The sequence below is a fragment of the Sphingomonas sp. genome (assembly GCF_042095875.1).
In the GTDB taxonomy this organism is placed as follows: Bacteria; Pseudomonadota; Alphaproteobacteria; order Sphingomonadales; family Sphingomonadaceae; genus Sphingomonas.
In genome coordinates, this window is record NZ_JBELMJ010000030.1 from 1 (window position 1) to 21,677 (window position 21,677).

Sequence of the window (21,677 nt, forward strand, 5' to 3'; positions counted from 1 at the left end):
GCTATCTCAAGGCGGCGCTGTAGGTCGTAAATCTGGCCGAACGCACGTTCGATCAGGTGCATCTCGACCACACGTTGGAATGGGTCGAATCTGGAAGCGGGAGCCGGCGATGTGTCACCGCGGTTGACGCGGCTTAGGGTTTAAGTGCCCGTCAGCTGCGCCGTGTTCGTGTGATACTCGGCGTGGCGGACGGCCAATCGCTGGCCATCCGCCACACTTGCTTTGTGCGGACCTTCTAAAGGGAGAGGGCCCTCACATGGTTCGTCGAAACGCCCCGTCTTTAATTCCCGGCTGCGAGCCCAGCGCCCACACCTGCCGCGACTTGCTCCACGAGTTTGGCACAGAAGGCGGGCAAATCATTGGGGTCGCGGCTTGTAACAAGGCCGTTGTCGACCACGACTTCCTCATTGGTCCATGCACCGCCGGCGTTCTCGATATCGACCTTCAGCGTCGGGTAGGACGTCAAGGTGCGACCCTCAAGCACGCCCGCCTCGATCAATGTCCAGGGTGCATGGCATATAGCCGCAACAGGTTTCTTCTGATCGAAGAAAGCCCGGACGAAACCAATCGCCTCGACGCTGCCGCGCAGCTTGTCGGCACCGACAGTCCCTCCGGGTACAACAAGTCCGTCGAAATCGTCGGCTTTCACCTCGGAAAACGTCTTGTCAATAGTATAGCTGGCACCCTCGTCAAGATCGTTATTGACTGTGCGAGCCTTGCCCGGTTCAAAACTGACCACGGTCACTTTGCCACCAGCGTCCTCGACAGCTTGCTTGGGCTTCGAGAATTCTGGTTCTTCCGTCCCGCGGGGTGCGATCAGAATGGCAACTGATTTGCCTTCCAAAGTCATAATTTATTTCCTATTCCGTCGAAGACTAAGGTCAGGTGCCCGGCTTGAGCACGACCTTCGTCCAACCAGCATCGCGCTCGTCGAAATGCTTGTAGGCGTCTGGTGCCTGATCAAGCGGCAGTCGGTGCGAGATGATTTGGGCAGGATTGGCCCGGCCTTGCTCGATAAGCTTCATCAGTCGCCGGTTGTAGTGCTTTACATTGCACTGGCCGGTGCCGATCTTCTGGCCCTTGAACCAGAAGTTGCCGAAGTCGAACGCCATCTTGCCTTCCTTCTGGAGATCGTCGGGCGCGTTCGGGTCTTCCGGAACGAACACGCCGACGACGCCGATTCCGCCGGTGGCCTTCGTGCTTTTGACGAGGCAGTTCATCGTGTAATTGCTGCGCTCCTTGCCGTGGCGATCGCAACACTGATACCCGACCGCCTCGACCCCCCGGTCGGTCCCGAGGCCGCCGGTCGCGTCAAGGATCTGCTGGGCGGGATCGCCCTTGCGCATGTCGATCGGAATAGCGCCCATCGCCTCGGCCAGTTTCAGGCGGTCATCGTGAGAATCGACCACGAAGATCTGAGAGGCACCGCGGATTTCGGCTGAGTGCGCGGCCATCAAACCGACCGGACCGGCGCCGTAGATCGCGATGCTTTCGCCAGGCAGGAAACCCGACAGTTCGACGCCATGCCAACCGGTGGGGAAGATGTCGGAGAGCATGACATAGTCATCCTCCTTCTCCTCAGCGTCCTCAGGCAGCTTCAGACAATTGAAGTCCGCATAAGGAACGCGCATCAACTCGGCCTGACCACCTTGCCACGGACCCATCTCGGCAAAGCCATACGCTGCGCCGGCGGTTCCAGGGTTGGTCGTGAGGCAGAAACCCGTCAAACCGCGTTCGCAATTTTCGCAGAAACCGCAACCGACGTTGAACGGCATGCACACGCGATCGCCCTTCTTGATACGATCTACGGCAGCGCCAACTTCGATGACCTCGCCAAGGTTTTCGTGACCGAAGACCCGGCCCTTTTCGAAGCTGGTACGGCCCTCATACATGTGAAGGTCCGACCCGCAGATATTGGTCGTGGTCAGCCGGATGATAACATCGGTCTGCTTTTCGATTTTGGGATCGTCGATGGTGCTGACAGAAACATCCTTAGGCCCGTTGTACACGACAGCTTTCACTGATCTTTTCCTTTCGCAGCTCTTCTCAACCCGTCATCAAATCGAGACCTTGCTGATGATCCGGTCCATCGCAACGGCGGAGGACATCGCACCCTTCCAAGTGATCTCAGTTTCCTGAACCTTGTGCTACCTGAGAGGTTCCTTCCCGTGGGCTATCCCCTGGGACCGATTCACGGCGGTTTTCAGAATGACTGGGCCATAATGGCCGAATAACGCTCTAAACGGAGGCGACCCGCGCCGCGCGGGAGGCGCGCCCGCCGCCGTCGACTGAACCGCCGTCGACTAGGGTCTGTTAGCGCCTGATCCAATCGAGGGCTGCCGCGAGACAGAGGACGCCGAGGAAACTGACGGCAGTCTTCTCGTAGCGGGTGGCGACGGCGCGCCACTCCTTCAATCGAGCCCACAAACGCTCGACCCGGTTTCGGTTGTTGTAGATCCAGTCCGGGCAGGCGACGGGCGCTTCGTGGCGAAGCGGCGGGATCGCAGGTCGGGCTCCCATGTCCCAGACGTGCTGGCGGAAGGCATGACTGGTATAGCCGCGATCGGCCACGACCCACTTCGGAACGCCGGGCAGGTTGTCCAGCAGCGGAACGGCGTCGGCCATCACGCAGGCCTTGGTGCCATAGCCGCCACGAGATCGGCCAAGCGCTTCACGGCCGTCTCGCTCTTTCGCAGATCCCCCTTTCGGCTGGCACCCGCTGCCTTCTGGTGCGCCCGGATGTTGGTTCCATCCAGGAACACCATGCCGAGCCGGACGCCACGCTCCTGAACCAACGCCAGCAGCCTCTCCCAAACCCCGAGCCGTGCCCACCGGATGAAGGTCTGAGCCGCCATCCACCAGGGCCCGAACTCCGCCGGCAGTGACCTCCACTTCGCCCCGTTCTGATGACGCCAGAGGATTGCCTCGATGGTTCGTCGCAGGTGCGGGCTCGGCACCTTCGCGTGCGGGCGGCACGCCTCGATCAACGGTTCCAGTTCAGCCCACTGTTCGTCGCTCAGCATCTCAGCTTTCCTTGGCGGAAAAGCCACCGACATAGAGTCAGGTGCAGGCGCTAACAGGCCCTAGTCGAGCGTCTGCCCGTCCTGGTCGCGCAGATCGTTGTGGATCGCCACCGCGGCGCGCGAGCCGGTGCCCATCGCCGTGCCGATCTGGTCCAGCCCATCGACCGCGTCGCCGGCGGCATAGACCCCGTCCAGGCTGGCGCGCTGGTGGGGATCGGTCGCATAGCACTGGCCGCCGACCAGATCGGTCCCCAGCATCCGCCCCAGGTCGTTGCGGGTGTGCGATCCCAGCGCGGCATACAGCGTGTCCATCACCTCGGTCTGCCCGTCGGCCAGCGTCAGCACCACCCGGTCGCCCGAGAAGTCGAACCCCGAGACGGGTGCCGCGACGACGCTGATCCCGGCCGCGTCGGACTGCGCCTGGGCGTCGGGGTCCAGCCCCTCGCCGGTCAGCGAGATCATCACGATGTCCGGGCTGTAGGTGCGCAGGAACAGCGCCTCGGCCAGGGCGTGTCGGTCGCCGCCCAGCACGCCGATGCGCTTGCCGGTCTGTTCGAACGCGTCGCAGATCGGGCAATAGCGCAGCAGGCCGCGGTCGACGGCGTCGGCGTGCACGTCCTCGGGGACCGGCGGGCGGTGGTTGACCACCCCGGTCGCCAGCAGGACGGTGCGGGCGGTGATCGGGCCTGCGTCGGTCTGGGCGGTGAAGAGCCGGCCGTCGCGCCGCAGCCCGGTGACTTCCCCTCGGCGCAGATCGGCCCCGTAGCGTCGCGCCTGGTCGGCCATGTTCTCCAGCAGGTCGGCGCCGACCACGCCCTGCGGATAGCCCGCGTGGTTGTGCGACCGCGGGACCATCTTCAGCCGCCCCTCGCCCTTGTCGACCAGCACCACCTTGCGGTGAAAGCGGCCCAGATAGATGGCCGCGGTCAGGCCGGCCGGGCCGCCCCCGACGATCAGGCAGTCAATCCGTCCGGCGGTGGGGGCGTCTGGCATCGGGTCTCCTTCTGCGCGGGTGGGGCGCGACGGGGCGGGGCAAGGGGGTTCAGCGCATCCGCAACTCGCCGTCGATGCGAATCGTTTCACCGTTTTGATAGGCGTTCTCAACGATGAAGGCGGCCACCGGTGTCTCGAAAGCAGTGGCTCTAGAATACGAGTTTCCTGTCCCCGATCTCAAATAGAAAAAGCAGAGAAGGTTGGATTTGAGACCCATCCCCTCCGCCATCCGCATACGTCAAGACGGTGCCGGCACGATCCGCAATACCTGCGGTGTGCGAGCTGATGTTCGAACATTGTGAATCAGGTGTTCGCGCCTGCCACTTCAGAAAGTCACTCGTGACGGGCAGGCTCGATACGAAGGCGATCAGGCCGTTTCCGCAGCCGACCTCGGCACTGACGAGTGCCCGTTATCGACAGCTGCAAATCGTCGGCGTGCCATTAAGCGGGCACCGCCGCGCCCGGCACCGCGCTCCAAGGCTCAGCCGCGCGCGAACGCCTGCGCCGCCGCCTCGGCCACGCCCTGGTCTTGCTTGCCGGTGCCGCCCGACACGCGTACCGCGCCGATCACCGTCTCGCCCTCCTTTATCGGCACGCCCCCGGCGAAGATCATCACCTTGCCGTCGTTGGAGGCATGGATGCCGTAGAAGTCGGCGCCCGGCTGGGCGAGCTTCGCCAGCGCCTTGGTCTCGACATCGAACGCGCGCGCCGTCCACGCCTTGCCGATCGCGATGTCGACGCTGCCGCGCCACGCATCGTCCATCCGCGCGAACGCTAGGAGGCAGCCGCCCGCGTCCACCACCGCGATGTTCATCGGGTTGCCGATCCGCTCGGCCTCCGCGATCCCCGCATCGATGATCGTCCGCGCGTCGTTCAGGTCGAGCGTCTGGGTGGTGCGCATGGTGTGTCTCCGTGGCCGGTTCGGGGAAAGCCGTTCAACGTACGCCGCCCCCCCCCCCACGCGGGCGATGAGGGCGACGCGCTAGGGTGCCGACCGCTCCGCTATTTCGCGGCCAGCAGGGTGAACTTGTGAATCTGCGGCGGTTCAGAAAACAGTTCGTCTGCCTTGTCCATCAGTGCGGCGGCAACCTTGCCGTCAAGATGGGCCTGCCGATCCTCCTCTGTGTCGAACGTATCGAAGATCGCGTACGCACCGGGACCTTCCTCGATCGCATACCAGGTCAGAGTGCCCGGCTCAGCTTGAACGAGCGGCAATGCCGAGGTCAGGAAATCGGCGACATCGCGCTCTTTTCCGGGCTTGGCCTTCAGTGGTACATACAGGGCAAGTTTGGGCATAAATGACTCCTCAAGTGAAACGGACAGATATTATTCGGCAAAGTAACGGACGAGCGGACCGGTACGTTCCCCATGAGGCGGAGCACACGCGGCCCCGCCTCCTCGTCGAAATCAGAACTCCTGTGCGGTCGGCCGGATGACGATCGCGTTGACGTCGACGTCATCAGGTTGTTCGACAGCGAACGCGATAGCACGCGCCACCGATGCCGCCGGGATGGCCCGCTTGTAGAAGTCCAGCACCGTCTCGGCAGCCGTACCCGAGGTCGTGAACTTCAAGTCGCTCTCGACGGCTCCGGGCTCGATCGACGTGACGCGGACCTTCTCGCCCACCTCCTGGCGAAGACCTTCGCTGATCGCGCTGACGGCGAACTTGGTGCCGGAATAGACCGTGCCGCCCGGGGCGAAGACCTTGATGCCGGCGACCGAACTCAGGTTGATGATGTGGCCGCTGCCCTGCTCCAGGAAGCCGGGAAGAGCCGCGGCGATGCCGTAGAGCGTGCCCTTCAGATTGACGTCGATCATCTGGTCCCACTCGTCGGTGTTGACCTCGGCCATCGGACGGATCGGCATCAGACCGGCGTTGTTGATCAGTACGTCGAGACGGCCGAAGTCGGCGACGATCGCGGCGACGACGGACTGGACCGCCGACTTGTCGGTGACGTCGAGCGCATAGGCGCGTGCCGTTCCGCCGTTCTCGGCGATCTGCGCGACGACCTCGTCGAGCTTGTCCTTGCGCCGTGCGGCGATGGCGACCTTCGCACCGCGTTCGGCGAGAAGCCGCGCGGTTTCCGCGCCAATGCCGGTGCTGCCGCCGGTGATGAGAACAACCTTGCCTTCGATACCCTTGGTCATGACTGTGTGTCCTTCATTTCAGATGTTGATTGTTTCGCTGGGTCGCGGCCCCGCGCCAGCGGTAGGTGCGTGGATGAACGAGGCCCAAGAGCCCCGTGCGAAGCGCAGGTGCCAACAGGCCGATCATCCGCACCTCCTCTATGTAGAACGGTTGTGCCAGCAGCGCCGACCCCACCCATTCTTTAAGCTTGCCCATGGCAGCACCCCAAGGTCGCGGAGATGGGTTTGAGGACAAACGCGGCGCGCTCGGCCAGATCGCCGATCTGGGAGAGGTAGTTTTGGAAGTGGGCCGTCGCGCGGTGGGCGGTGACCGCATCCGCGTCCGCGTACAGCTCGTCGAGGACGAAGCGGTTCGGATCGCTCTGGTCCTGCCAGAGATCGTAGCGCAAATTGCCCGGCTCGGCACGGCTCGGCTTTAGCATGGCGTCGAGCAGGGCGCGCAGGCGGTCGACGGTATCCGCACGGGCGGTGAGGACGGCGACGATCTTCACGTTGGCGGTCATGGCACCGTTCCTTATGATGGTTACATGCGAAGCGGGGCGCATCCTGAGCGCCCCGCCCGTCATCCTGGTACTCACGCAGCGGCGCGATCGAGGGCTTCGATCAAAGCGTCGGCCATGGCTTGGTCCGACGCCGGATTCTGACCCGTGATCAGTTCCCGGTCCACGACGACATTCGAAGCGAAGTTCTTGTCGGTGACAGAGACGTCGCCACCGGCCGATCGCAGCGCCTTTTCCATGTCGAAGTAGAGTTCGCCGTTCAGCACTTGCTCCTCGGCGATCTTTTCCTCGCTCGCCGAGAAGACTGTCATGCGGTAGCCTGAGTAGATCCAGTCTCGCGCCAGGTCGGCCGCCCCGCCGTCATCGCCTTCCTCCAGCGCCTTGCGGAAGGCCGGAGCATCGTCGAGCGCGGCGACAACGACCACCGGTCCGTGGCAGAGGAGCGCGGTCGGCTTGGCCGCCGCGTGGAAGTGACGGAGGATCGTGCCCGCGTCGGGGTCCTGCATCAGGTCGACGATGGGCGCGTGACCTCCCGGCACGAACACGCCAACGAAGCCGTCCAGACCCTCGTCGACGACTGATTTCAGCGTGCGGACGTCGTTCATGGCCGGGTGGCTGGCGAAGAAGTCCTTGGCGCGCTGGTATGCCGCCTCATCACCGCCGAAGTGGTCCTTCGTGTCGGAGCCGGCGTCGATGTGCGGCTTGGTCCCGTTGGGCGTAGCGAGAACAATATCATAGCCGGCGTCGAGCAGTGCCAGCGCGGGGACTGCCGTTTCGTTGAGATACTGACCGACCGTTGCGGTACCGCCGCTACGCAGACCGAGCTGTGTCGCATTCGATCCAAGAACGAGAACCTGACCCTTGCTCATCTGAACCTCCATGTTCGCGGCGTCCGTCGTCGCCGACGGATGGGAAATGGGCCTCGTTGACATATTCCAGAAGTTTATCTTTCTAATGTCAGATATAACGCTGACAGGATGACTGCATGCGCTACGATCTGAACCTGCTGCCGATCTTCGTCGCGTTGATGGAGGAGCGCAGCGTCACGCGGGCCGCCGAGCGCATGGGCATGACACAGCCCGCCTTGTCTAACGCCCTATCGCGTCTACGACTGATGCTTCAGGACCAACTGTTCGTCCGCGAGCGCTACGGCATCCAGCCGACCCCGATCGCGCTTGAACTCTCACCGCTGATCGCCGAGGCACTCGCCCAGCTCGACGACGCGGTCCTCGGTCAGCAGGCCTTCGACCCCGTACATGCCGAACGGCTCTTCACGATCGCGCCAAACGGCTATGTCGAGTTCGTCCTCGTCCCCGCTATCGTGGCGCGTCTGGAGAAGGTCGCCCCCGGCATAAAGCTTCGTCTGACGCCCTACGGGAACGATCTTGTGGAAACATGCGTCGTGTCGGGCACGACGGCGCTCGTGCTGGGCCGCATCGTCGATCCGCCCGACAACCTCGTCGTCCAGCACCTGATGGACGAAGGGCTCGCCTGCGCCGTCCGTGCCGACCATCCGGGCGTCGGCGATGTCATGACGCGCGAGCAGTTCGAGACGATGAAGCATGTCAACATCGTGCCGCCCGGACGGATGCGCGCCGGGCTGTTCCAGGCGCTGGCGCAGCAGCAGCTGAAGCGCGACGTCGCAATCTCCGTGACAAACTTCTTCGCGGTAGCCGAGATGGTGGCCGTGACCGACTATTGCGCCACCTTGCCCTCGCTCATCTGCAGGCGGCTGAGGCACGACCCCCGGCTGAAGATCCTGCCGGCTCCGGTCGACCTTGGCAGCTTTCCCGTGGAGATGGCTTGGCACGTCCGCTATCGGCATGATCCCGCACACCGCTGGTTACGGGCGCTGATCGGCGCGGTCATCACCGACCTCACGGGGAGGACGGCAGCGGCAACCACGCCGTCGCCAGCCTGAGGACGATGTCGAACCGCGATGTCGCTTGTGCGTATCCCGTACGCGACAAAGTTCGCTATACAGCCCCTGACAATAGGATTTATCATGCGCGCAATCGGCTACCAGCAGCCCGGAACGATCGATCGCACGGAAGCTCTCGTCGATATCGAACTTCCCGATCCCAACGCTACCGGCCGTGATCTCCTCGTCGAGGTCAAGGCTGTCTCGGTAAACCCTGTTGACACGAAGGTGCGCGCTGGCTCGGGTTCGATCCGCGGTGATTGGCGTGTCCTGGGTTGGGATGCCGCCGGTGTCGTTCGCGCTGTTGGCCCTGAAGTGCGCGGCTTCGAACCGGGCGACGAGGTGTTCTACGCGGGCAGCATCGGCCGCGATGGGACCAACGCCGAGTTGCACCTGGTCGACGAGCGCATTGTCGGGAAGAAGCCGGCCAGCCTCGATTGGGCAGAGGCAGCGGCGTTGCCGCTGACGGCGATCACCGCGTGGGAGGCCCTCTTCGAGCGATTGTCCGTGCGTACTCCTGTAGCCGGTGCAGCACATGCGCTGTTGATTGTCGGGGGTGCCGGCGGGGTAGGCTCGATGGCGATCCAGCTTGCTCGCCAAGTACCCGAGCTGATCGTCATTGCGACGGCCTCGCGCCCTGAAACGCAGGCCTGGGTGGGTGAGCTCGGTGCGCACCATGTCATCGATCATCGCCAGCCGCTGGCTCGGCAAGTGGCGGATTTGGGCATCGGCGCGCCGGCTTTCATCTTTTCGGCCACCCACACCGACGAGCATATCGAGCAGATCGCCGAGCTGATCGCCGCGCAGGGACGTTTTGCGCTCATCGACGACCCCAAGACGCTCGATGTCGTACCGTTCAAACGCAAGTCGGTGTCGACCCACTGGGAGTTTATGTTCACCCGGTCCATGTTCGAGACTGTTGATATGGAAACGCAGGGTCAGATCCTGTCGGCCATCGCCAGCCTCGTGGACGCCGGCGAGGTGCGCACCACCCTCACCGAACGGTTCTCCCCCATCAACGCCGCGAACCTCAAGCGCGCGCACCAGGCGCTTGAGAGCACTACCGCACGCGGCAAGATCGTCATCGAGGGTTGGCAGTGATGCGGTTCACGCTCACTCAACGTCCGCCGCGCCCGCGGCCCCCGCTGCACCAACTGAAAGGGACCAAGCCTCGGCGTTATCGATGCCAGCCATGTGCGGTTGTGGGCGTCGCTTTCGCTGGGTCACTGATATCTACAATAGTCAAAGACCGTGATGTTTCGAGATAGCAGACGCGGTCCTCAGGTGAAAAATCGGGACGTCTGCTAGCTCGGCATCTTACCAGTCGGTGCCACGAGCGGGGAGTGCTTCGGCTAAGAAGTCAATCCACGCCCGCGTCTTGGCGGCGGGGCGCCGCGTCGGGTGTGTGATGGCATATGCCGCTCCCAGCATCATAGGCGGCTCGTCCAGCTCAAGCTCGCTCAACTGGCCGGCGCGAAGCGCCTCTGCCGCAATAAAGCGTGGCCCATAGACCAGCCCTTGGCCCGCGATGGCAGCGCGAACCAAGGCCTCGCCATTGTCGGAACACATCGATCCTGAGATCGGCACCTTGATCGTCCCGTCTTTGCCGAACGCCCACGATGTCGTTCCTGCAAGCGACGCGTTGGTGTGGCCCAGACAATCGTGATCGCCGAGATCGGCCAGGCGGGTCGGCGTTCCCCTCCTCGCCAAATAAGAGGGGGCGGCACACAACACGACGCGCATCGTCACGAGCTTGCGGGCAACAAGCGCACTGTTGGCGAGGCGCCCGATCCGTACGGCGACATCCCAACGCTCTTCCAGCAGGTCGACGTAACGATCGTTGAAGCCCAGTTCGATCGTCACCTCGGGATGACGTGCGGAGAAAGCAGGGATGAGTGAGGCAAGGTGCAGAACGCCGAAGGTGGCGGGCGCACTGACGCGCAGCAGTCCCTGGGCGGTGATCGACCGCGACGATGCCTCCGCCTCGGCTTCTCCGATCTCCATCAGGATACGTTCGGCCTTTTCGAAATAGTCGGTGCCTGCCTCGGTCAGCGACAGCCGACGCGTCGAGCGCTGGACCAGCGTGGTGCCGAGCCGCGCTTCGAGGGCGTCTAGGTGCTTGGCCGCCATCGCCGGCGACATGTGCAGATCGCGTGCGGCAGCAGAGATGCCACCGAGCCTGATCGCCTTTACGAACACGTCCATACCCGTCAACCGATCCGCCATGATTTCCTACCCGTGGTTGAAGCTGATCCTTCTACGTGGCAGATTATCATTGCGCGATAGTGGGCACATATCCCGGTCAACAGATCGAACAATGATCCAGGCGGCTTCCGTGGCGCCTGCACCGGAGTGTATGACCATGAGCGTCCAGCCTACCTACTTCATCCCGCATGGCGGCGGCCCCTGCTTCTTCATGGACGATCCGCGCGGCGTGTGGAGCGGTATGGAAGCGTTCCTGCGCAGCCTGCCGAACTCGCTTGCCGAGAAGCCCAAGGCTATCCTCGTCGTCTCGGGACATTGGGAGACGGACGGCTTTGCCTTGACCGGCGCCGAACGGCCCGAGCTGATCTACGACTATTACAACTTCCCGCCCCATACCTATCAGCTGCGCTACGACGTGCCGGGCGCACCCGCGCTCGCCGCCCGTGCCGCGGCCCTGCTCAAGGATGCGGGGATCCCTTCCTCTGTCGACCCGGAGCGGGGCCTGGATCACGGCGTGTTCGTGCCCCTCAAGGTCGCCTTTCCGAGTGCGGACATTCCGCTGATCGAGATGTCCGTCGAGCGCGGGCTGGACCCGGCCCTCCATGTCGCTGCGGGCCGCGCCCTTGCGCCGCTGCGTGAGGAAGGTGTGCTGATCCTGGGTTCGGGCATGAGCTTCCACAACATGCGCGCCTATGGCGATCCGCGCTCGACGCCCGGCTCGCAGGCGTTCGACCAATGGCTGGCCGAGAGCATGGAACTGGATGGTGCGCAGCGAGCCGAGCGTCTGGCGCATTGGGCCGATGCGCCATCGGCGCGGTTCGCCCATCCGCCCGCCAAGGAGGAGCATCTGCTGCCCCTGATGGTCGCGGCCGGCGCGGCCGAAGGCGAAGGCGCCCGGGTCTATGCCGAGGAAGTGCTGTCGACCGCCATCTCGGGTTTCCGTTTCAACTGATCTCACCGTGTCACTGAAGGAGAATTGTCATGACCATCGGCGTCACCGGCGCGACCGGCCAGCTTGGCCGCCTCGTCATCGAAAGCCTGAAGCGCAAGTCGACCGACGAGCCGATCGTGGCGCTGGTGCGCTCGCCCGAAAAGGCCAGCGACCTGGGTGTCGAGGCACTCGCGTTCGATTACGCGCAGCCCGAGACGCTCGCTCCGGCACTGGCCAGGATCGACACGTTGCTCCTGATCTCGTCGAGCGAGGTCGGGCAGCGCGAGGCACAGCACCGCAACGTCATCGAGGCCGCCAAGACGGCGGGCATCAAGCGTATCGTCTACACCAGCCTGCTGCACGCCGACCGATCGCCGATCAGCCTGGGTGAGGAACACCGCGCGACCGAAGCGCTGCTGGCGTCCTCCGGTATCCCGACGACCCTCCTGCGCAATGGCTGGTACACCGAGAACTACACCGGCTCGATCCCGGCGGCTCTGGAAAATGGCGCGTTCGTCGGCAGCTCTGGCGAGGGGCGCCTGTCGCTTGCGACCCGCGCCGATTATGCCGAGGCCGCAGCCGTCGTGCTGACCAGCGAGGGTCATGAGGGCAAGACCTATGAGCTGGCCGGCGACGACGCGGTGACGCTCGCCGACCTTGCCGCCGAGATCTCGCGCCAGACCGGCCGCGACATCCCGTACCGCGACCTGCCGCAGGCCGAATACGCTGCGATCCTGAAGCAGGTGGGCCTGCCCGAGGGCTTCGCCGAGAGACTTGCGGCATGGGACGTCGATGCCTCGAACGGTGCGCTGTTCGATGACGGTCACCAGCTCTCGAAGCTGATCGGACGTCCGACGACACCGCTGGCCGACGCCGTGCGGGCGCAACTCGCCGTGCAGGGCTGACGTTACGCAATCCCCAGACCGTTAAAGACCATCCCTGGAGATAGCGCATGAATATCGACCCTTCCGGCAAGACGACGCTCGTGACAGGTTCGACGGCCGGAATTGGCGTTGCGATTGACGTGATGGGGTGGACGGCCCCTGCACCAGCGATGCTGTGCAATGATGTGGCCGTTGAGCCATGTGTGGACGACCCCTGCGGTGCAAGAGCTTTCAAGCGACGATGAGCACCGGTCGGGTGCATCCATGTGTTCGGCCTGTTCGCGCAGCACCGCATGGCTGCTGGCCCTGATGAAGTCCGCGGATCGGATCCCTAATCACGTCATCGCGCTCGAAGCGCTCTGCTCCCCTGGGCTTGTTCGATCCCCGGTCTGACCGAGTTGTCATCACCACTCAGCTGCCCTTACACCATCCTGCCGCTCGCTTTAGCGATCGGCGAGGACAGCGGTCACGCGGCAGCCGCGGCGTAGACCTCCTTGCGCGCCATCACCGCCCAGGCGATGCGCGCTGCCTTGTTGGCGAGCCCGACGGTCGCAATCTTCACTGGCTTGCGCTCGAGGAGCTGCGCGACCCACGGCTGGCGGGCGGCATCCTTGCGCGCCATGCGCATCACCGCGGTCGCGCCGACCACCAGCAGCTTGCGGAGGTATCCGTCGCCCTGCTTGCTGATGCCGCCAAGCCGCTCCTTGCCACCCGAGCTATGGGCTCGAGGTGTGAGCCCGAGCCATGCCGCAAACTGCCGCCCGGAGCGGAATAGCGATGCGTCGGGCACGGCCGCGGCGATGGCCGATGCGGTAATCGGACCGATGCCGGGGATGGTCGCAAGCCGACGGCTGGTGTCGTCCGCCCGATGCCAGCCGAGAATCTGCGTCTCGAGCCGATCAACCTCGCTTGCCAACGAGCGCAGCTGAGCACCGATGGTTTGCAGTGCCGACCGCGCATGTGCCGGCAGCTTCTCCTGCTCCTCGTGGAGGAGCTTCATCAGCGCGGTGACGCCGCCGGGTCCCTTGCTGCTGACAATGCCGTACTCCGAAAGGTGCGCTCGCAAGGCGTTGATCAACGCGGTTCGCTGTCGCACGAGTAGATCTCGGGTCTTGTGGAGCATCAGCACGGCCTGCTGGTCGACGCTCTTTACCGCAACGAACCTCATCGTCGGCCGGGTAACCGCTTCGCAGATTGCCTCAGCATCAGCGGCGTCGGTCTTCCCACGCTTCACGTACGGTTTCACGTAGGCCGGCGGCATCAGTCGGACATCATGGCCCAGTGCCAGAAGCTCGCGACCCCAATGGTGCGCCGATGCGCACGCTTCCATCCCGACCAGACACGGAGGCAACGATGTGAAGAACTTCAGTACCTCGCCGCGCCGAAGCTGCCGCCGCACCAATACCTTCCCATAGCGTCGATCGCATGGACCTGAAAAACGTTCTTCGCCAGATCGACACCGACGGTCACGACATCCTTCTGCATGGATCGACTCCTAGACGTGGCTCAACGGCCACATCATTGCACAGCATCGCTGGTGCAGGGGCCGTCCACCCCATCACGTCATGTCGCCTTCCCGACAGACCAGCCGATAGAACTTAACATGGAGAAGATGCCGGAATATGTATCGCATGTGAACGGTAGGTGGAGGAAGGCATGACCGAAGATGATGTCCTCTATTTCCAACGTCGCGCCGGAGCCGAACTGGAGTTGGCGCAGCGGGCGACCAAGCCTGAAGTCGTAGCGGCGCACCACCGGCTCGCCGAGGCCTATCTCGATCGTATCGCCTCCGTGGAACCGGCGAGGCAGGTGGAACATGCTTGACGAGTTTCGGTCCAGCGGGACCCTCTCACACCAGCGTTCGTCTCACCCGACGCTGCTAGGCACGCGGTTCGCCGCGTCTCCCTTCCTTTCGACGGAGGACCGGCTCGCGCTTGAGAGAGTCGCGCTTCCCGCAAGGTCGGTCGCAGCCGGCAAGGACTTGTTGCGGGAGAGCGAGCGCGCCGCCCACATCGAGGTTCTGATCGATGGGTGGGCGTGCCGCTACAAAATGACGCGAGACGGCCACCGTCAGATCGTGGCGCTCCTGACCCCCGGCGAAGCGGCGAACCTGGACGCTCTGCTCTTCACGCGCATGCATTATGCGGTGCGTACGCTCACCCCGACCAAGGTTCTCACCCTTCCGCGCGACCGCGTCCTGGCGCTGGCCGAGCAGCACAGCGGCATCGCCAAGACTCTCGGCTGGCTCGCGCTGAATGAGAACGCGATCCTCAGCCAGTGGGCGCTTTGCCTTGGCCGGCTGTCAGCCCGGCAGCGCTTGGCGCATCTGTTGTGCGAGATGAGCGCGCGGCTCGGCGATCTGGACGATGGGGAGAGCCGCTTCGAGCTGCCGCTGACCCAGGAGCAGATCGCCGATGTGCTCGGCCTCACTTCTGTCCACGTCAATCGCACGGTCCAGCAGCTGCGCGCCGAGAGCCTGATCGAGACGAAAGGGCGCACTGTCATGATCGCCGACATGGACGCGCTTCGTCAGATCGCGGGTTTCGATCCTGCCTATCTACAGGACGGGCGAGCATCCGCCCACCTCGCGCCATGAACGATTCCGAGATGGCAACGGCCTACGCCAATCCTTCTGCCGGTTATCGTGCCCTGTCGCCGGAAGCCGAGCTGCTGCTGCGCGAAACCAATCATCGGTGCAGCAACGACCTCCAGCTCGTCGTGAGCCTGCTCGCGCTTCAGAGCCGGAAGGCGGCAAGTGACGAGACGCGGCAGGCGCTGATCGACACGATGGAGCGGGTCGCTATCCTCGCGCGTGCCCGAGCGTCGCTCAAGGAAGAACGCCGACCGACGCTGGAGGCGGCATTGCGGCAGGTGTGCGAGGCGTTGCAGAGCCAGGCCGAGCCGCGCTCCATCTTCCTGTCGCTGGAAACGGCGAGCGCCGTGAGCGGCTTGTCGGCGGTTCAGGTCACGACACTGACGCTGATCGTCAACGAGCTGGCGACTAACGCCATCAAACACGCCTTCGCACAGGACCGAAGTGGTCGCATCCGCATCGTCGTGCGCCCGCACGACAGCCGAAGTCTGACGATCATCGTCGATGATGACGGTCTTCCTTTTCCCGAGATCGCAAGTCGAACGACGGGTGGACTGGGGCTCGGACTTGTACGGCGATTGCTCGAGTCGATCGGCGGGCTCGTCATTCTGCCCGCGAACGGATCAAAGTGTTTCGAGATCAGGGTGCCGATGGCGAGCCACTAGGCGTCATCTTGTCGTAGCCTTCGTGTGGAGAGTAGCTGGAGCAGACTGAAGAGGGCGACGTGACCAACGACAATCTCGAATATTATGAACGGCGCGCCCGAGAGGAAGCCGAGGCAGCAGACAGTGCGAAATCGGCCGAGGCGGGATCGGCGCACCGCCTGCTCGCGATCGAATATGAAGCGCACGCGCGCGAATTGCGCAGGCGCACAAAGACCCGTCCGAAGCTGACGATCCGATCAGCCTGACGGGCGAGCAGGAGAGAGCCGATACTCTAGGGAGACAAGGACGACTATACCGATAAGCAGAAGCGTAAGGCTGAGCACATCGAGGAGAGCTACGAGGAACGCGGCAGACCCAAGGATGAGGCCGAACGCCGCGCCCGAGCGACGGTCACCAAGGAGAGCGGAGGCGGCGACGAGCCGGGATCGGGTCGCGGCAAAGCCGACATGCATGACTCCTTGAAGACGGGCGGTAAGAAGGGCGGAGAAGCATCCGCGCACCGATCGGCAGCCGATCGCTCCGCGTCCGCTAAGGCGGCAGCGGCGACCCGCAAGCGCAACGTCGCGGGAAAGTGAGAGATGGGCGGGATGTGGCCGAGAAGATGGCCACCAGCCCCCAGGTCGTCGGCCCAAGGGGCGAGAACCGGAACGCCTCGGATCGCCGTGTTTTCTCACGGAAAGAACATCGCACGGAGAGCGGCAATGACCGACGTTCAACGCGCACGCGATCGCATGATGGACGTGCATATCAAGCGGCGTGGCGTTCGGGATCAGCGCGTGCTGGCAGCGATGCGTGCCGTTCCGCGGGAGTGCTTCGTCGAACCGGGCCTCGAGGAGTTCGCGTATGAAGACGCTCCGCTTCCCATCGCCGAGGAGCAGACCATCTCGCAGCCCTTCATCGTCGCGGCGATGATCGAAGCGGCGGAGGCGCGGCTCGCCAATGTTCGATTTGAGCAAGAAGACGCCGAACACCCCGCCTATGCTGCCAGCAGCTTTGATCGTCTGTTCTGCGCGTCCGCCCTTGTGTTGATGTCGGATATCAACGCGGCCTTGCGCTGTTGGCGTGACCTTCTGAAGCCGGGCTGTACGATCGCGTTCGACACAGCCGCCAAGCCATTCGGCTTTTCGCAACGCGCGTCGGAAGCGGCGCTTCGTCACGGGGTGAGGCTGTCCTACGGCGAAGTGGCGGATACGCCTGAACGGTGCCGCGACTTGCTGGTTCAGGCAGGATTTGAGGTCGTCGGTATCCGCAAAGCTTTCGCGAATACCAACCCAGTCGCGATCGACGACGTGATCGCCATGTACGGCGAGCGCCTGGATCATCCGGCGTGGCGGGGCATCAAGGAGGCCAGAGCCGAAACGAGGGAGGCGATCAGGGCCGACTTCATCGGCAGCGCGATTGCCGACGCGGTGAGCGGCTATGTTCCCAATGATATGGCTTTGTTCTTCACAACGGGCAGAAAACAGCCGAGCTAAGGTCACTTGGGTTCGCTCGACCCTCGTCGCTCGCTGCGGCAAATAGCGCTATCAGAACGCCGCCACTTATCACGAGCGTTTACAGGAGACCGGTGAGAGAAGGCCCGAAAACGTACGCTAAGCCCGGCGCTTGGCCGTGGTGGTGCACCGCCGTCGAAGTAGATCACGTCTCTTGGCTCAGAGGTCATGATATCGGCAAGACCGGCTGGACTGTGCGGACAAGCCCGGCTCGCTTCACGAGGTCGGCGCTGCTGAGGCCGTCCTGGCGCGGTAGAGTGCGGTGACGCGCTTGACATGCGCGATGCTGCATCCGGCAAGCTCCGCCGTCTTCGCGATACTCATGCCCGCCTCGCGCAGGCCCACGATCCGGCGGTGGTGAGCGAGGTCGGGCTTGCGGCCGGTGTACCGCCCTGCCCGCTTCGCGATCTCGATCCCCTCGCGCTGCCGCTCGCGCCTGGTCTCGTAGTCGTCGCGCGCCGTCTGTAGCGCTACCCGCAGCAGCATGTCCTGCATCGCCTCCAGCACGATGCGCGCCACGCCCGCGCTGTCGGCTACCAGTTCGGACAGGTCCACGATGCCCGGCACCGCCAGGCGCGCCCCCCTGCCGCGGATCGTCTCCACCAGCAGCTCGGCCTCCGCCAGCGGCAGGCGGCTGATGCGGTCGATCTTCTCGGCCACCACCACCTCGCCCGGCTGCAGGTCCGCCACCATGCGCAGGAGCTCCGGCCGGTCGGGCCGCGCGCCGGACGCCTTCTCCCGGTACACGGCCGCCACGTAGAAGCCGGCCGCCCGCGCGCCGGCGACGATGCTCTCCTGCCGCGTCAGGTCCTGCTCGTCCGTGCTCACCCGCAGGTACACCCGCGCCGCCCTCACCTCGCTGCCTGCCACGTGCTCATCACTCCCGCCCGGCGTGCTTGGGTATACCCGGATGAGCTACGCAGTGGGACGGCAGCTCAGAGCCGATCGTGCCGATGCTGCCGAGCTTAGCCAAGCAAGCCGAACCTAGCGAGCTAGGCTGCTATCTCGATCAGCGATCGTCAGTGCACGCTTGCTCGGGCCAACTCGGCCAAAGCGCTGATCACGACCACCCAGCGCGCGGCGGCGGTCAAGCTTTCCTTCTCCCGCACCTCCTCCAGATAGCCGTCTGCCCAGGCGATCGCCTCGGACAGGCCGAGATCCCGGCGCAGATCGATCGCGATCGCCCACGCCTCCTCAAGGATCGGTTGTACCGCTCGGCCACTTGGAGCGTCGTTCCCTAGCTTGTTATGGCCCTCGACGGCGAGAGAAGCGGGATCAGTCATCAGGGTAGATCTCGTCTGGCCAGAACTCGACCGTCCCCGAATTCGGCGGTGTGGCACCAGTCGCATGAGCAGGCGGCAGAACGGGATGATCGCCGTCGAACGCGATCCGAACGGCGGCACCGGCTGACGTGGCAGCCTGGAAAATCACCTCGACTGGACGGCCATTGCGCAGCATGCCACCAATCCAGGGAGCGCGGTCCGCGGTCAGATAGCCGATCTGGACATTCCGACTGCTGAACACCGCAATCGCATGCGGGTCCGCCGGGTTCTTCGGCTCAGGAACCAGCTCGATCGGTTCGCCGGGCCCGCAAAGCAGGATCTCGAAGCGCCGGTTGCCGCCATCCGCATTGGGATGGTTCGCGCCGACGACGTGCAGGCTCATCTGCTTCATGCTGTCACCTGTGACCGGGCTGTCCCGATCAGCTCAGCGTGCGACCGAACCATAGCACCCGTCCCACGATGTCGATCCGGCTGGGATTGATGTCCTGCCAGCTCGGATAGTCGGGATTGTCGCTCCTGATCGAGATGCCGCGACCCGAGGGCTGCCGCGCCAGCCGCTTGACCATCAGGCTATCGTCCAGCCGCAGGACGTAGATGCCGTCGCGTAGCCGGCTCACCCCATCCTTGCGATCAACGAGCACATCGTCACCATCGGCGAGCGTCGGAGCCATCGAATCGCCCTTCACCTGAATGATCGACAGGCCATCGGCCGAGCCTTTGGTTCGCTCGCGGAGCCAGCGCGGATCGAAGCCGATCGACGTCCGGCGCGCCTCGCCAAAGTCGGCAGCCCCGTAGCCGGCCGACGCATAGACATCGAGCACCGGCACCTGCTGCAGCGTTGGCTTCTCCCAATCCTGAGGACCGCCGAGCACCGTCTCCTTCACCCCGAAATAGCTGGCAAGAAGGCGACGGTCCTTCTCGTCGAGCCGCTTGGGCGTACCTCGTTTGATGAACTGCTGGATGTATGCGGGATTGCGGCCGAGCATGCGCGACAGCGCGGCATACTCCTCCTTGCGCTCTTCGATGAGCCGCTGGAGCGCTTCGCGCGGGTGTTCGATCGTGGCGAGCATCATAGGGGATTTCCTACAGCACTAATCACGCAGTATGGAACATAACAGGAACGGAGTAAAGCGAGTCGCGACGCATGGACGGGGATCTGCTGCCGAGGATCGAAGTTTTTCTGACACGGGTGGGCCTCAGCCCCACGCGGTTCGGCCGCCTCGTCGTCCACGATCCTCGGTTCGTGTTCGACCTCCGGGCGGGCCGCCGGCCACGTCGGCGCGTTCACGCCCATGTGCATGCCTGGTTGCTGCAGAACGGCGCGTGAGCCGGGGCTGTCGAGGGAATCGCGCATGTCAGAAGCTCCCCAGCCGCCAAGCTGACAGGACCTTGCGCACATAGGTCGGGGTCTCGCTGTTGGCGGGAATGCCGCGCGCCCGCATGACCGCCGCAGGCCCAGCATTGTAGGCGGCCAGCGCCAGCGTCACCGACCCGAACTTGTCGAGCATGGCTCTCAGGAAGCGAGCTCCACCATCGACGTTCATGCGCGCGTCGAATGGATCGAGGACACCCAGCGCCCGCGCCGTCGCGGGCATCAGCTGCGCCAAACCCATGGCCCCAGCGCGACTGACCACGCCGGGCTGGTAGGCTGATTCAACCGCGATCAGTGCATCGAGCAAACCGTTCGGCAGCGCGTGGCGAAGCTCGGCGGCACGGATAAACGCGAGGAATCGCTCGCGTCCTCTCGGCGGTGCGGCTCTCGTCGCAGAGACGGTCATGACTGGGGGATCGGCGGCCGCAGCAGAAAATGATCGTGCTGCGGCCGTCCGGTGCTCGATCAGCTCGAAAACGGCAGCTGAAGCATCGTCCGCCTCAGCTGAACTCAATTCCGCGTCAGTGTGCTGCGCCAGTGCGGGTGAAGCGCAGGCCAGCAGCACTGCCGCGGCGGGGAAGAAGGTTCGGATCATCATCGCCTCGCATCATGCATTTTCCTCTTCCTCGAATCGGAACATAGTGCGAACGTGCTGCTGTAGGAAAGCGCTAAGCTGAAGGGAGTGGAGGCGGCGGCGCGGGGCGCGTCACAGACAGCGAGAGCCCTTATGACCTTTCACGATCCCCACCTCGCCAGCGGCGCCGACAGCGGTCGCACCATCGTCGAGGCGCTCGGCGGCCACTGGACGCCCCGGGGCGGCATGTGCCGCTGCCCGGCACATGCCGATGCGACGCCGTCCCTCAGCGTCCGCCCGGGTCGAAGGAGACTGCTGTTCCATTGCTTCGCCGGCTGCGAGACACGCGATGTGCTCGACGCGATCGCAGCGCTCCGCCTTCCCGGCGGTGCGCGCGTGGTGTTCGGCACAGACGAGCCAATCGACACACGAAAGCCCGCAGTGGAGCGGCTCTGGTCCGAGGCACGCCCGCTCCGTGAAAGCCCTGCATCGCGCTATCTGGCGGGACGCGGGCTTACCGGGACTTCGGCGCTTCGTTTCCACCCACGAACGCCTCAGGGACGGCATCCCCTCACACGCTTCTTGCCGGCCATGATCGCGGCTGTGACTGACGAGACCGGGCTCGTCGCCGTGCACCGGACGTTCCTCAGTCGGGATGGACTATCCCTCTCCTCCCGCCAGCCGGCACGTGCCGCGCTGGGATCACTCGGCAGCGGTCTCGTCCGCCTCGTGTCGGCGAGCAATCGCCTCGGCTTGGCGGAAGGTATCGAAACCGCCCTCTCCGCCTGTCGACTCTTTGGCGTGCCCTGCTGGGCCACGCTCGGAGCCGAACGCTTCAAGCGGATCACTCTTCCCGCGTCGGTCACGGAGATCATTCTGTTTCTCGACCATGATGCCGCCGGGCACCAAGCCGAGACGGTGGCGCGCGAGCGCTTCGCCGGCCGGCGAATCGAGGCCCGCTACCCGGCCCAGCCCGGTGCGGACTGGAACGATGTCCTGCGCGCACCTCCGCGGGGCAGGATGACGACCGGACGATAGAGGGGAGGAGATCGGACACTTCGTGCCCCGACGTCGGCGCTGGAGCCGGCCGGG

The 21,677-nt window shown here is 64.4% G+C and carries 28 protein-coding genes and 1 pseudogene; 12 read left to right on the forward strand and 17 right to left on the reverse strand.

The window, feature by feature from the left end:
* Window positions 1-280: 280 nt before the first annotated feature.
* The 10 genes from ACFDS6_RS11180 to ACFDS6_RS11225 form a co-directional block, all read right to left on the reverse strand.
* Window positions 281-850, reverse strand: a complete 570-nt coding sequence (locus tag ACFDS6_RS11180; RefSeq protein WP_375272249.1) for a type 1 glutamine amidotransferase domain-containing protein — start codon at window positions 848-850, stop codon at window positions 281-283.
* A 31-nt stretch (window positions 851-881) separates the two neighbouring features.
* Window positions 882-2,021, reverse strand: a complete 1,140-nt coding sequence (locus tag ACFDS6_RS11185; RefSeq protein WP_375272250.1) for a glutathione-independent formaldehyde dehydrogenase — start codon at window positions 2,019-2,021, stop codon at window positions 882-884.
* Window positions 2,022-2,313: 292 nt separating this feature from the next.
* Window positions 2,314-3,023 (reverse strand): IS5 family transposase gene (locus ACFDS6_RS11190; protein WP_375272251.1). Its coding sequence is split into 2 segments (ribosomal slippage): window positions 2,314-2,708 and window positions 2,708-3,023, totalling 711 coding nucleotides; the frame shifts between segments, so codons are not numbered across the junction.
* Window positions 3,024-3,083: 60 nt separating this feature from the next.
* On the reverse strand, window positions 3,084-4,016 hold the full coding sequence (locus ACFDS6_RS11195; RefSeq protein ID WP_086493970.1) for an NAD(P)/FAD-dependent oxidoreductase: 933 nt from the start codon (window positions 4,014-4,016) through the stop codon (window positions 3,084-3,086).
* Window positions 4,017-4,497: 481 nt separating this feature from the next.
* Complete coding sequence (locus ACFDS6_RS11200) at window positions 4,498-4,917, reverse strand: heme-binding protein (RefSeq protein ID WP_375272253.1); 420 nt, start codon at window positions 4,915-4,917, stop codon at window positions 4,498-4,500.
* Window positions 4,918-5,018: 101 nt separating this feature from the next.
* Complete coding sequence (locus ACFDS6_RS11205; RefSeq protein ID WP_022673537.1) at window positions 5,019-5,312, reverse strand: putative quinol monooxygenase; 294 nt, start codon at window positions 5,310-5,312, stop codon at window positions 5,019-5,021.
* Between the two features lie 111 nt (window positions 5,313-5,423).
* On the reverse strand, window positions 5,424-6,164 hold the full coding sequence (locus ACFDS6_RS11210; RefSeq protein WP_375272255.1) for an SDR family oxidoreductase: 741 nt from the start codon (window positions 6,162-6,164) through the stop codon (window positions 5,424-5,426).
* Between the two features lie 13 nt (window positions 6,165-6,177).
* Window positions 6,178-6,360 (reverse strand): hypothetical protein, encoded by a 183-nt coding sequence (locus tag ACFDS6_RS11215; protein WP_375272256.1) that lies wholly within the window; start codon window positions 6,358-6,360, stop codon window positions 6,178-6,180.
* Complete coding sequence (locus tag ACFDS6_RS11220; protein WP_375272257.1) at window positions 6,347-6,667, reverse strand: putative quinol monooxygenase; 321 nt, start codon at window positions 6,665-6,667, stop codon at window positions 6,347-6,349. Before ACFDS6_RS11220 ends, ACFDS6_RS11215 begins: the two co-directional genes overlap by 14 nt.
* Before the next feature lie 71 nt (window positions 6,668-6,738).
* The gene (locus ACFDS6_RS11225) at window positions 6,739-7,533 is read right to left on the reverse strand and encodes a type 1 glutamine amidotransferase domain-containing protein (RefSeq protein WP_375272258.1); all 795 of its coding nucleotides are present in this window, start codon (window positions 7,531-7,533) and stop codon (window positions 6,739-6,741) included.
* A gap of 116 nt (window positions 7,534-7,649) precedes the next feature.
* Here ACFDS6_RS11225 and ACFDS6_RS11230 point away from each other — a divergent pair, with 116 nt between their 5' ends.
* Together ACFDS6_RS11230 and ACFDS6_RS11235 are read left to right on the forward strand one after the other, a co-directional pair.
* Entirely contained in the window at window positions 7,650-8,585 is a 936-nt protein-coding gene (locus ACFDS6_RS11230) for a LysR family transcriptional regulator (RefSeq protein ID WP_375272259.1), read from the forward strand.
* Between the two features lie 84 nt (window positions 8,586-8,669).
* Window positions 8,670-9,686 (forward strand): zinc-binding alcohol dehydrogenase family protein, encoded by a 1,017-nt coding sequence (locus tag ACFDS6_RS11235; RefSeq protein ID WP_375272260.1) that lies wholly within the window; start codon window positions 8,670-8,672, stop codon window positions 9,684-9,686.
* A 216-nt stretch (window positions 9,687-9,902) separates the two neighbouring features.
* On the opposite strand, the gene ACFDS6_RS11240 is transcribed toward ACFDS6_RS11235, so the two are convergent.
* On the reverse strand, window positions 9,903-10,811 hold the full coding sequence (locus tag ACFDS6_RS11240) for a LysR family transcriptional regulator (protein ID WP_375272261.1): 909 nt from the start codon (window positions 10,809-10,811) through the stop codon (window positions 9,903-9,905).
* 91 nt (window positions 10,812-10,902) lie between these two features.
* Between ACFDS6_RS11240 and ACFDS6_RS11245 the strand changes: the two genes are divergently transcribed.
* Window positions 10,903-11,742, forward strand: coding sequence for a DODA-type extradiol aromatic ring-opening family dioxygenase (locus ACFDS6_RS11245; protein ID WP_375272262.1), 840 nt, complete (start codon window positions 10,903-10,905; stop codon window positions 11,740-11,742).
* A gap of 29 nt (window positions 11,743-11,771) precedes the next feature.
* Window positions 11,772-12,626 (forward strand): SDR family oxidoreductase, encoded by an 855-nt coding sequence (locus ACFDS6_RS11250; RefSeq protein WP_375272263.1) that lies wholly within the window; start codon window positions 11,772-11,774, stop codon window positions 12,624-12,626.
* Between the two features lie 445 nt (window positions 12,627-13,071).
* Here ACFDS6_RS11250 and ACFDS6_RS11255 read toward each other — a convergent pair.
* A pseudogene (locus ACFDS6_RS11255) lies at window positions 13,072-14,090 on the reverse strand (IS110 family transposase).
* Between the two features lie 171 nt (window positions 14,091-14,261).
* Here ACFDS6_RS11255 and ACFDS6_RS11260 point away from each other — a divergent pair.
* The 6 genes from ACFDS6_RS11260 to ACFDS6_RS11285 all read left to right on the forward strand — a co-directional run bounded on the left by ACFDS6_RS11260 (window position 14,262) and on the right by ACFDS6_RS11285 (window position 17,338).
* Window positions 14,262-14,429: a hypothetical protein gene (locus tag ACFDS6_RS11260; protein ID WP_181814892.1), complete on the forward strand. Its 168-nt coding sequence runs from the start codon at window positions 14,262-14,264 to the stop codon at window positions 14,427-14,429.
* Window positions 14,422-15,201 (forward strand): Crp/Fnr family transcriptional regulator, encoded by a 780-nt coding sequence (locus tag ACFDS6_RS11265; RefSeq protein WP_375272264.1) that lies wholly within the window; start codon window positions 14,422-14,424, stop codon window positions 15,199-15,201. The genes ACFDS6_RS11260 and ACFDS6_RS11265 overlap by 8 nt, the downstream gene beginning before the upstream one ends.
* Before the next feature lie 11 nt (window positions 15,202-15,212).
* A complete protein-coding gene (locus ACFDS6_RS11270; protein WP_375272265.1) occupies window positions 15,213-15,863 on the forward strand; it encodes a sensor histidine kinase in 651 nt (216 codons plus the stop codon).
* Between the two features lie 59 nt (window positions 15,864-15,922).
* Entirely contained in the window at window positions 15,923-16,108 is a 186-nt protein-coding gene (locus ACFDS6_RS11275) for a hypothetical protein (protein ID WP_375272266.1), read from the forward strand.
* A gap of 78 nt (window positions 16,109-16,186) precedes the next feature.
* Entirely contained in the window at window positions 16,187-16,438 is a 252-nt protein-coding gene (locus ACFDS6_RS11280) for a plasmid stabilization protein (protein ID WP_375272280.1), read from the forward strand.
* A gap of 126 nt (window positions 16,439-16,564) precedes the next feature.
* The gene (locus tag ACFDS6_RS11285; protein ID WP_375272267.1) at window positions 16,565-17,338 is read left to right on the forward strand and encodes a methyltransferase domain-containing protein; all 774 of its coding nucleotides are present in this window, start codon (window positions 16,565-16,567) and stop codon (window positions 17,336-17,338) included.
* A gap of 234 nt (window positions 17,339-17,572) precedes the next feature.
* Here the strand turns inward: ACFDS6_RS11285 and ACFDS6_RS11290 are convergent, their stop codons facing one another.
* The 4 genes from ACFDS6_RS11290 to ACFDS6_RS11305 form a co-directional block, all read right to left on the reverse strand.
* Window positions 17,573-18,211 (reverse strand): recombinase family protein, encoded by a 639-nt coding sequence (locus ACFDS6_RS11290; protein ID WP_375272281.1) that lies wholly within the window; start codon window positions 18,209-18,211, stop codon window positions 17,573-17,575.
* Window positions 18,212-18,375: 164 nt separating this feature from the next.
* Complete coding sequence (locus tag ACFDS6_RS11295) at window positions 18,376-18,639, reverse strand: hypothetical protein (RefSeq protein WP_375272268.1); 264 nt, start codon at window positions 18,637-18,639, stop codon at window positions 18,376-18,378.
* Window positions 18,632-19,030, reverse strand: coding sequence for an HIRAN domain-containing protein (locus ACFDS6_RS11300; RefSeq protein ID WP_097064855.1), 399 nt, complete (start codon window positions 19,028-19,030; stop codon window positions 18,632-18,634). Before ACFDS6_RS11300 ends, ACFDS6_RS11295 begins: the two co-directional genes overlap by 8 nt.
* A gap of 28 nt (window positions 19,031-19,058) precedes the next feature.
* Window positions 19,059-19,697: a helix-turn-helix transcriptional regulator gene (locus ACFDS6_RS11305; protein ID WP_375272282.1), complete on the reverse strand. Its 639-nt coding sequence runs from the start codon at window positions 19,695-19,697 to the stop codon at window positions 19,059-19,061.
* An 86-nt stretch (window positions 19,698-19,783) separates the two neighbouring features.
* Here ACFDS6_RS11305 and ACFDS6_RS11310 point away from each other — a divergent pair, with 86 nt between their 5' ends.
* Window positions 19,784-19,966: a hypothetical protein gene (locus ACFDS6_RS11310; RefSeq protein ID WP_096342216.1), complete on the forward strand. Its 183-nt coding sequence runs from the start codon at window positions 19,784-19,786 to the stop codon at window positions 19,964-19,966.
* Between the two features lie 28 nt (window positions 19,967-19,994).
* Here the strand turns inward: ACFDS6_RS11310 and ACFDS6_RS11315 are convergent, their stop codons facing one another.
* Window positions 19,995-20,609: a lytic transglycosylase domain-containing protein gene (locus ACFDS6_RS11315; protein WP_188661004.1), complete on the reverse strand. Its 615-nt coding sequence runs from the start codon at window positions 20,607-20,609 to the stop codon at window positions 19,995-19,997.
* 129 nt (window positions 20,610-20,738) lie between these two features.
* Here ACFDS6_RS11315 and ACFDS6_RS11320 point away from each other — a divergent pair, with 129 nt between their 5' ends.
* Complete coding sequence (locus ACFDS6_RS11320) at window positions 20,739-21,623, forward strand: toprim domain-containing protein (RefSeq protein ID WP_183930275.1); 885 nt, start codon at window positions 20,739-20,741, stop codon at window positions 21,621-21,623.
* The last annotated feature ends 54 nt before the right edge of the window (window positions 21,624-21,677 follow it).

Bases quoted from the DNA above. Each gene is read 5' to 3' on its own strand.
- ACFDS6_RS11295 (WP_375272268.1), bottom strand. From the start codon at position 18,639: ATGACTGATCCCGCTTCTCTCGCCGTCGAGGGCCATAACAAGCTAGGG.
- ACFDS6_RS11285 (WP_375272267.1), top strand. From the start codon at position 16,565: ATGACCGACGTTCAACGCGCACGCGATCGCATGATGGACGTGCATATC.
- ACFDS6_RS11245 (WP_375272262.1), top strand. From the start codon at position 10,903: ATGATCCAGGCGGCTTCCGTGGCGCCTGCACCGGAGTGTATGACCATG.
- ACFDS6_RS11250 (WP_375272263.1), top strand. From the start codon at position 11,772: ATGACCATCGGCGTCACCGGCGCGACCGGCCAGCTTGGCCGCCTCGTC.
- ACFDS6_RS11310 (WP_096342216.1), top strand. From the start codon at position 19,784: ATGGACGGGGATCTGCTGCCGAGGATCGAAGTTTTTCTGACACGGGTG.
- ACFDS6_RS11215 (WP_375272256.1), bottom strand. From the start codon at position 6,360: ATGGGCAAGCTTAAAGAATGGGTGGGGTCGGCGCTGCTGGCACAACCG.
- ACFDS6_RS11210 (WP_375272255.1), bottom strand. From the start codon at position 6,164: ATGACCAAGGGTATCGAAGGCAAGGTTGTTCTCATCACCGGCGGCAGC.
- ACFDS6_RS11200 (WP_375272253.1), bottom strand. From the start codon at position 4,917: ATGCGCACCACCCAGACGCTCGACCTGAACGACGCGCGGACGATCATC.
- ACFDS6_RS11230 (WP_375272259.1), top strand. From the start codon at position 7,650: ATGCGCTACGATCTGAACCTGCTGCCGATCTTCGTCGCGTTGATGGAG.
- ACFDS6_RS11320 (WP_183930275.1), top strand. From the start codon at position 20,739: ATGACCTTTCACGATCCCCACCTCGCCAGCGGCGCCGACAGCGGTCGC.
- ACFDS6_RS11270 (WP_375272265.1), top strand. From the start codon at position 15,213: ATGGCAACGGCCTACGCCAATCCTTCTGCCGGTTATCGTGCCCTGTCG.
- ACFDS6_RS11220 (WP_375272257.1), bottom strand. From the start codon at position 6,667: ATGACCGCCAACGTGAAGATCGTCGCCGTCCTCACCGCCCGTGCGGAT.
- ACFDS6_RS11225 (WP_375272258.1), bottom strand. From the start codon at position 7,533: ATGAGCAAGGGTCAGGTTCTCGTTCTTGGATCGAATGCGACACAGCTC.
- ACFDS6_RS11195 (WP_086493970.1), bottom strand. From the start codon at position 4,016: ATGCCAGACGCCCCCACCGCCGGACGGATTGACTGCCTGATCGTCGGG.
- ACFDS6_RS11240 (WP_375272261.1), bottom strand. From the start codon at position 10,811: ATGGCGGATCGGTTGACGGGTATGGACGTGTTCGTAAAGGCGATCAGG.
- ACFDS6_RS11315 (WP_188661004.1), bottom strand. From the start codon at position 20,609: ATGATGATCCGAACCTTCTTCCCCGCCGCGGCAGTGCTGCTGGCCTGC.
- ACFDS6_RS11180 (WP_375272249.1), bottom strand. From the start codon at position 850: ATGACTTTGGAAGGCAAATCAGTTGCCATTCTGATCGCACCCCGCGGG.
- ACFDS6_RS11235 (WP_375272260.1), top strand. From the start codon at position 8,670: ATGCGCGCAATCGGCTACCAGCAGCCCGGAACGATCGATCGCACGGAA.
- ACFDS6_RS11205 (WP_022673537.1), bottom strand. From the start codon at position 5,312: ATGCCCAAACTTGCCCTGTATGTACCACTGAAGGCCAAGCCCGGAAAA.
- ACFDS6_RS11265 (WP_375272264.1), top strand. From the start codon at position 14,422: ATGCTTGACGAGTTTCGGTCCAGCGGGACCCTCTCACACCAGCGTTCG.
- ACFDS6_RS11300 (WP_097064855.1), bottom strand. From the start codon at position 19,030: ATGAAGCAGATGAGCCTGCACGTCGTCGGCGCGAACCATCCCAATGCG.
- ACFDS6_RS11260 (WP_181814892.1), top strand. From the start codon at position 14,262: ATGACCGAAGATGATGTCCTCTATTTCCAACGTCGCGCCGGAGCCGAA.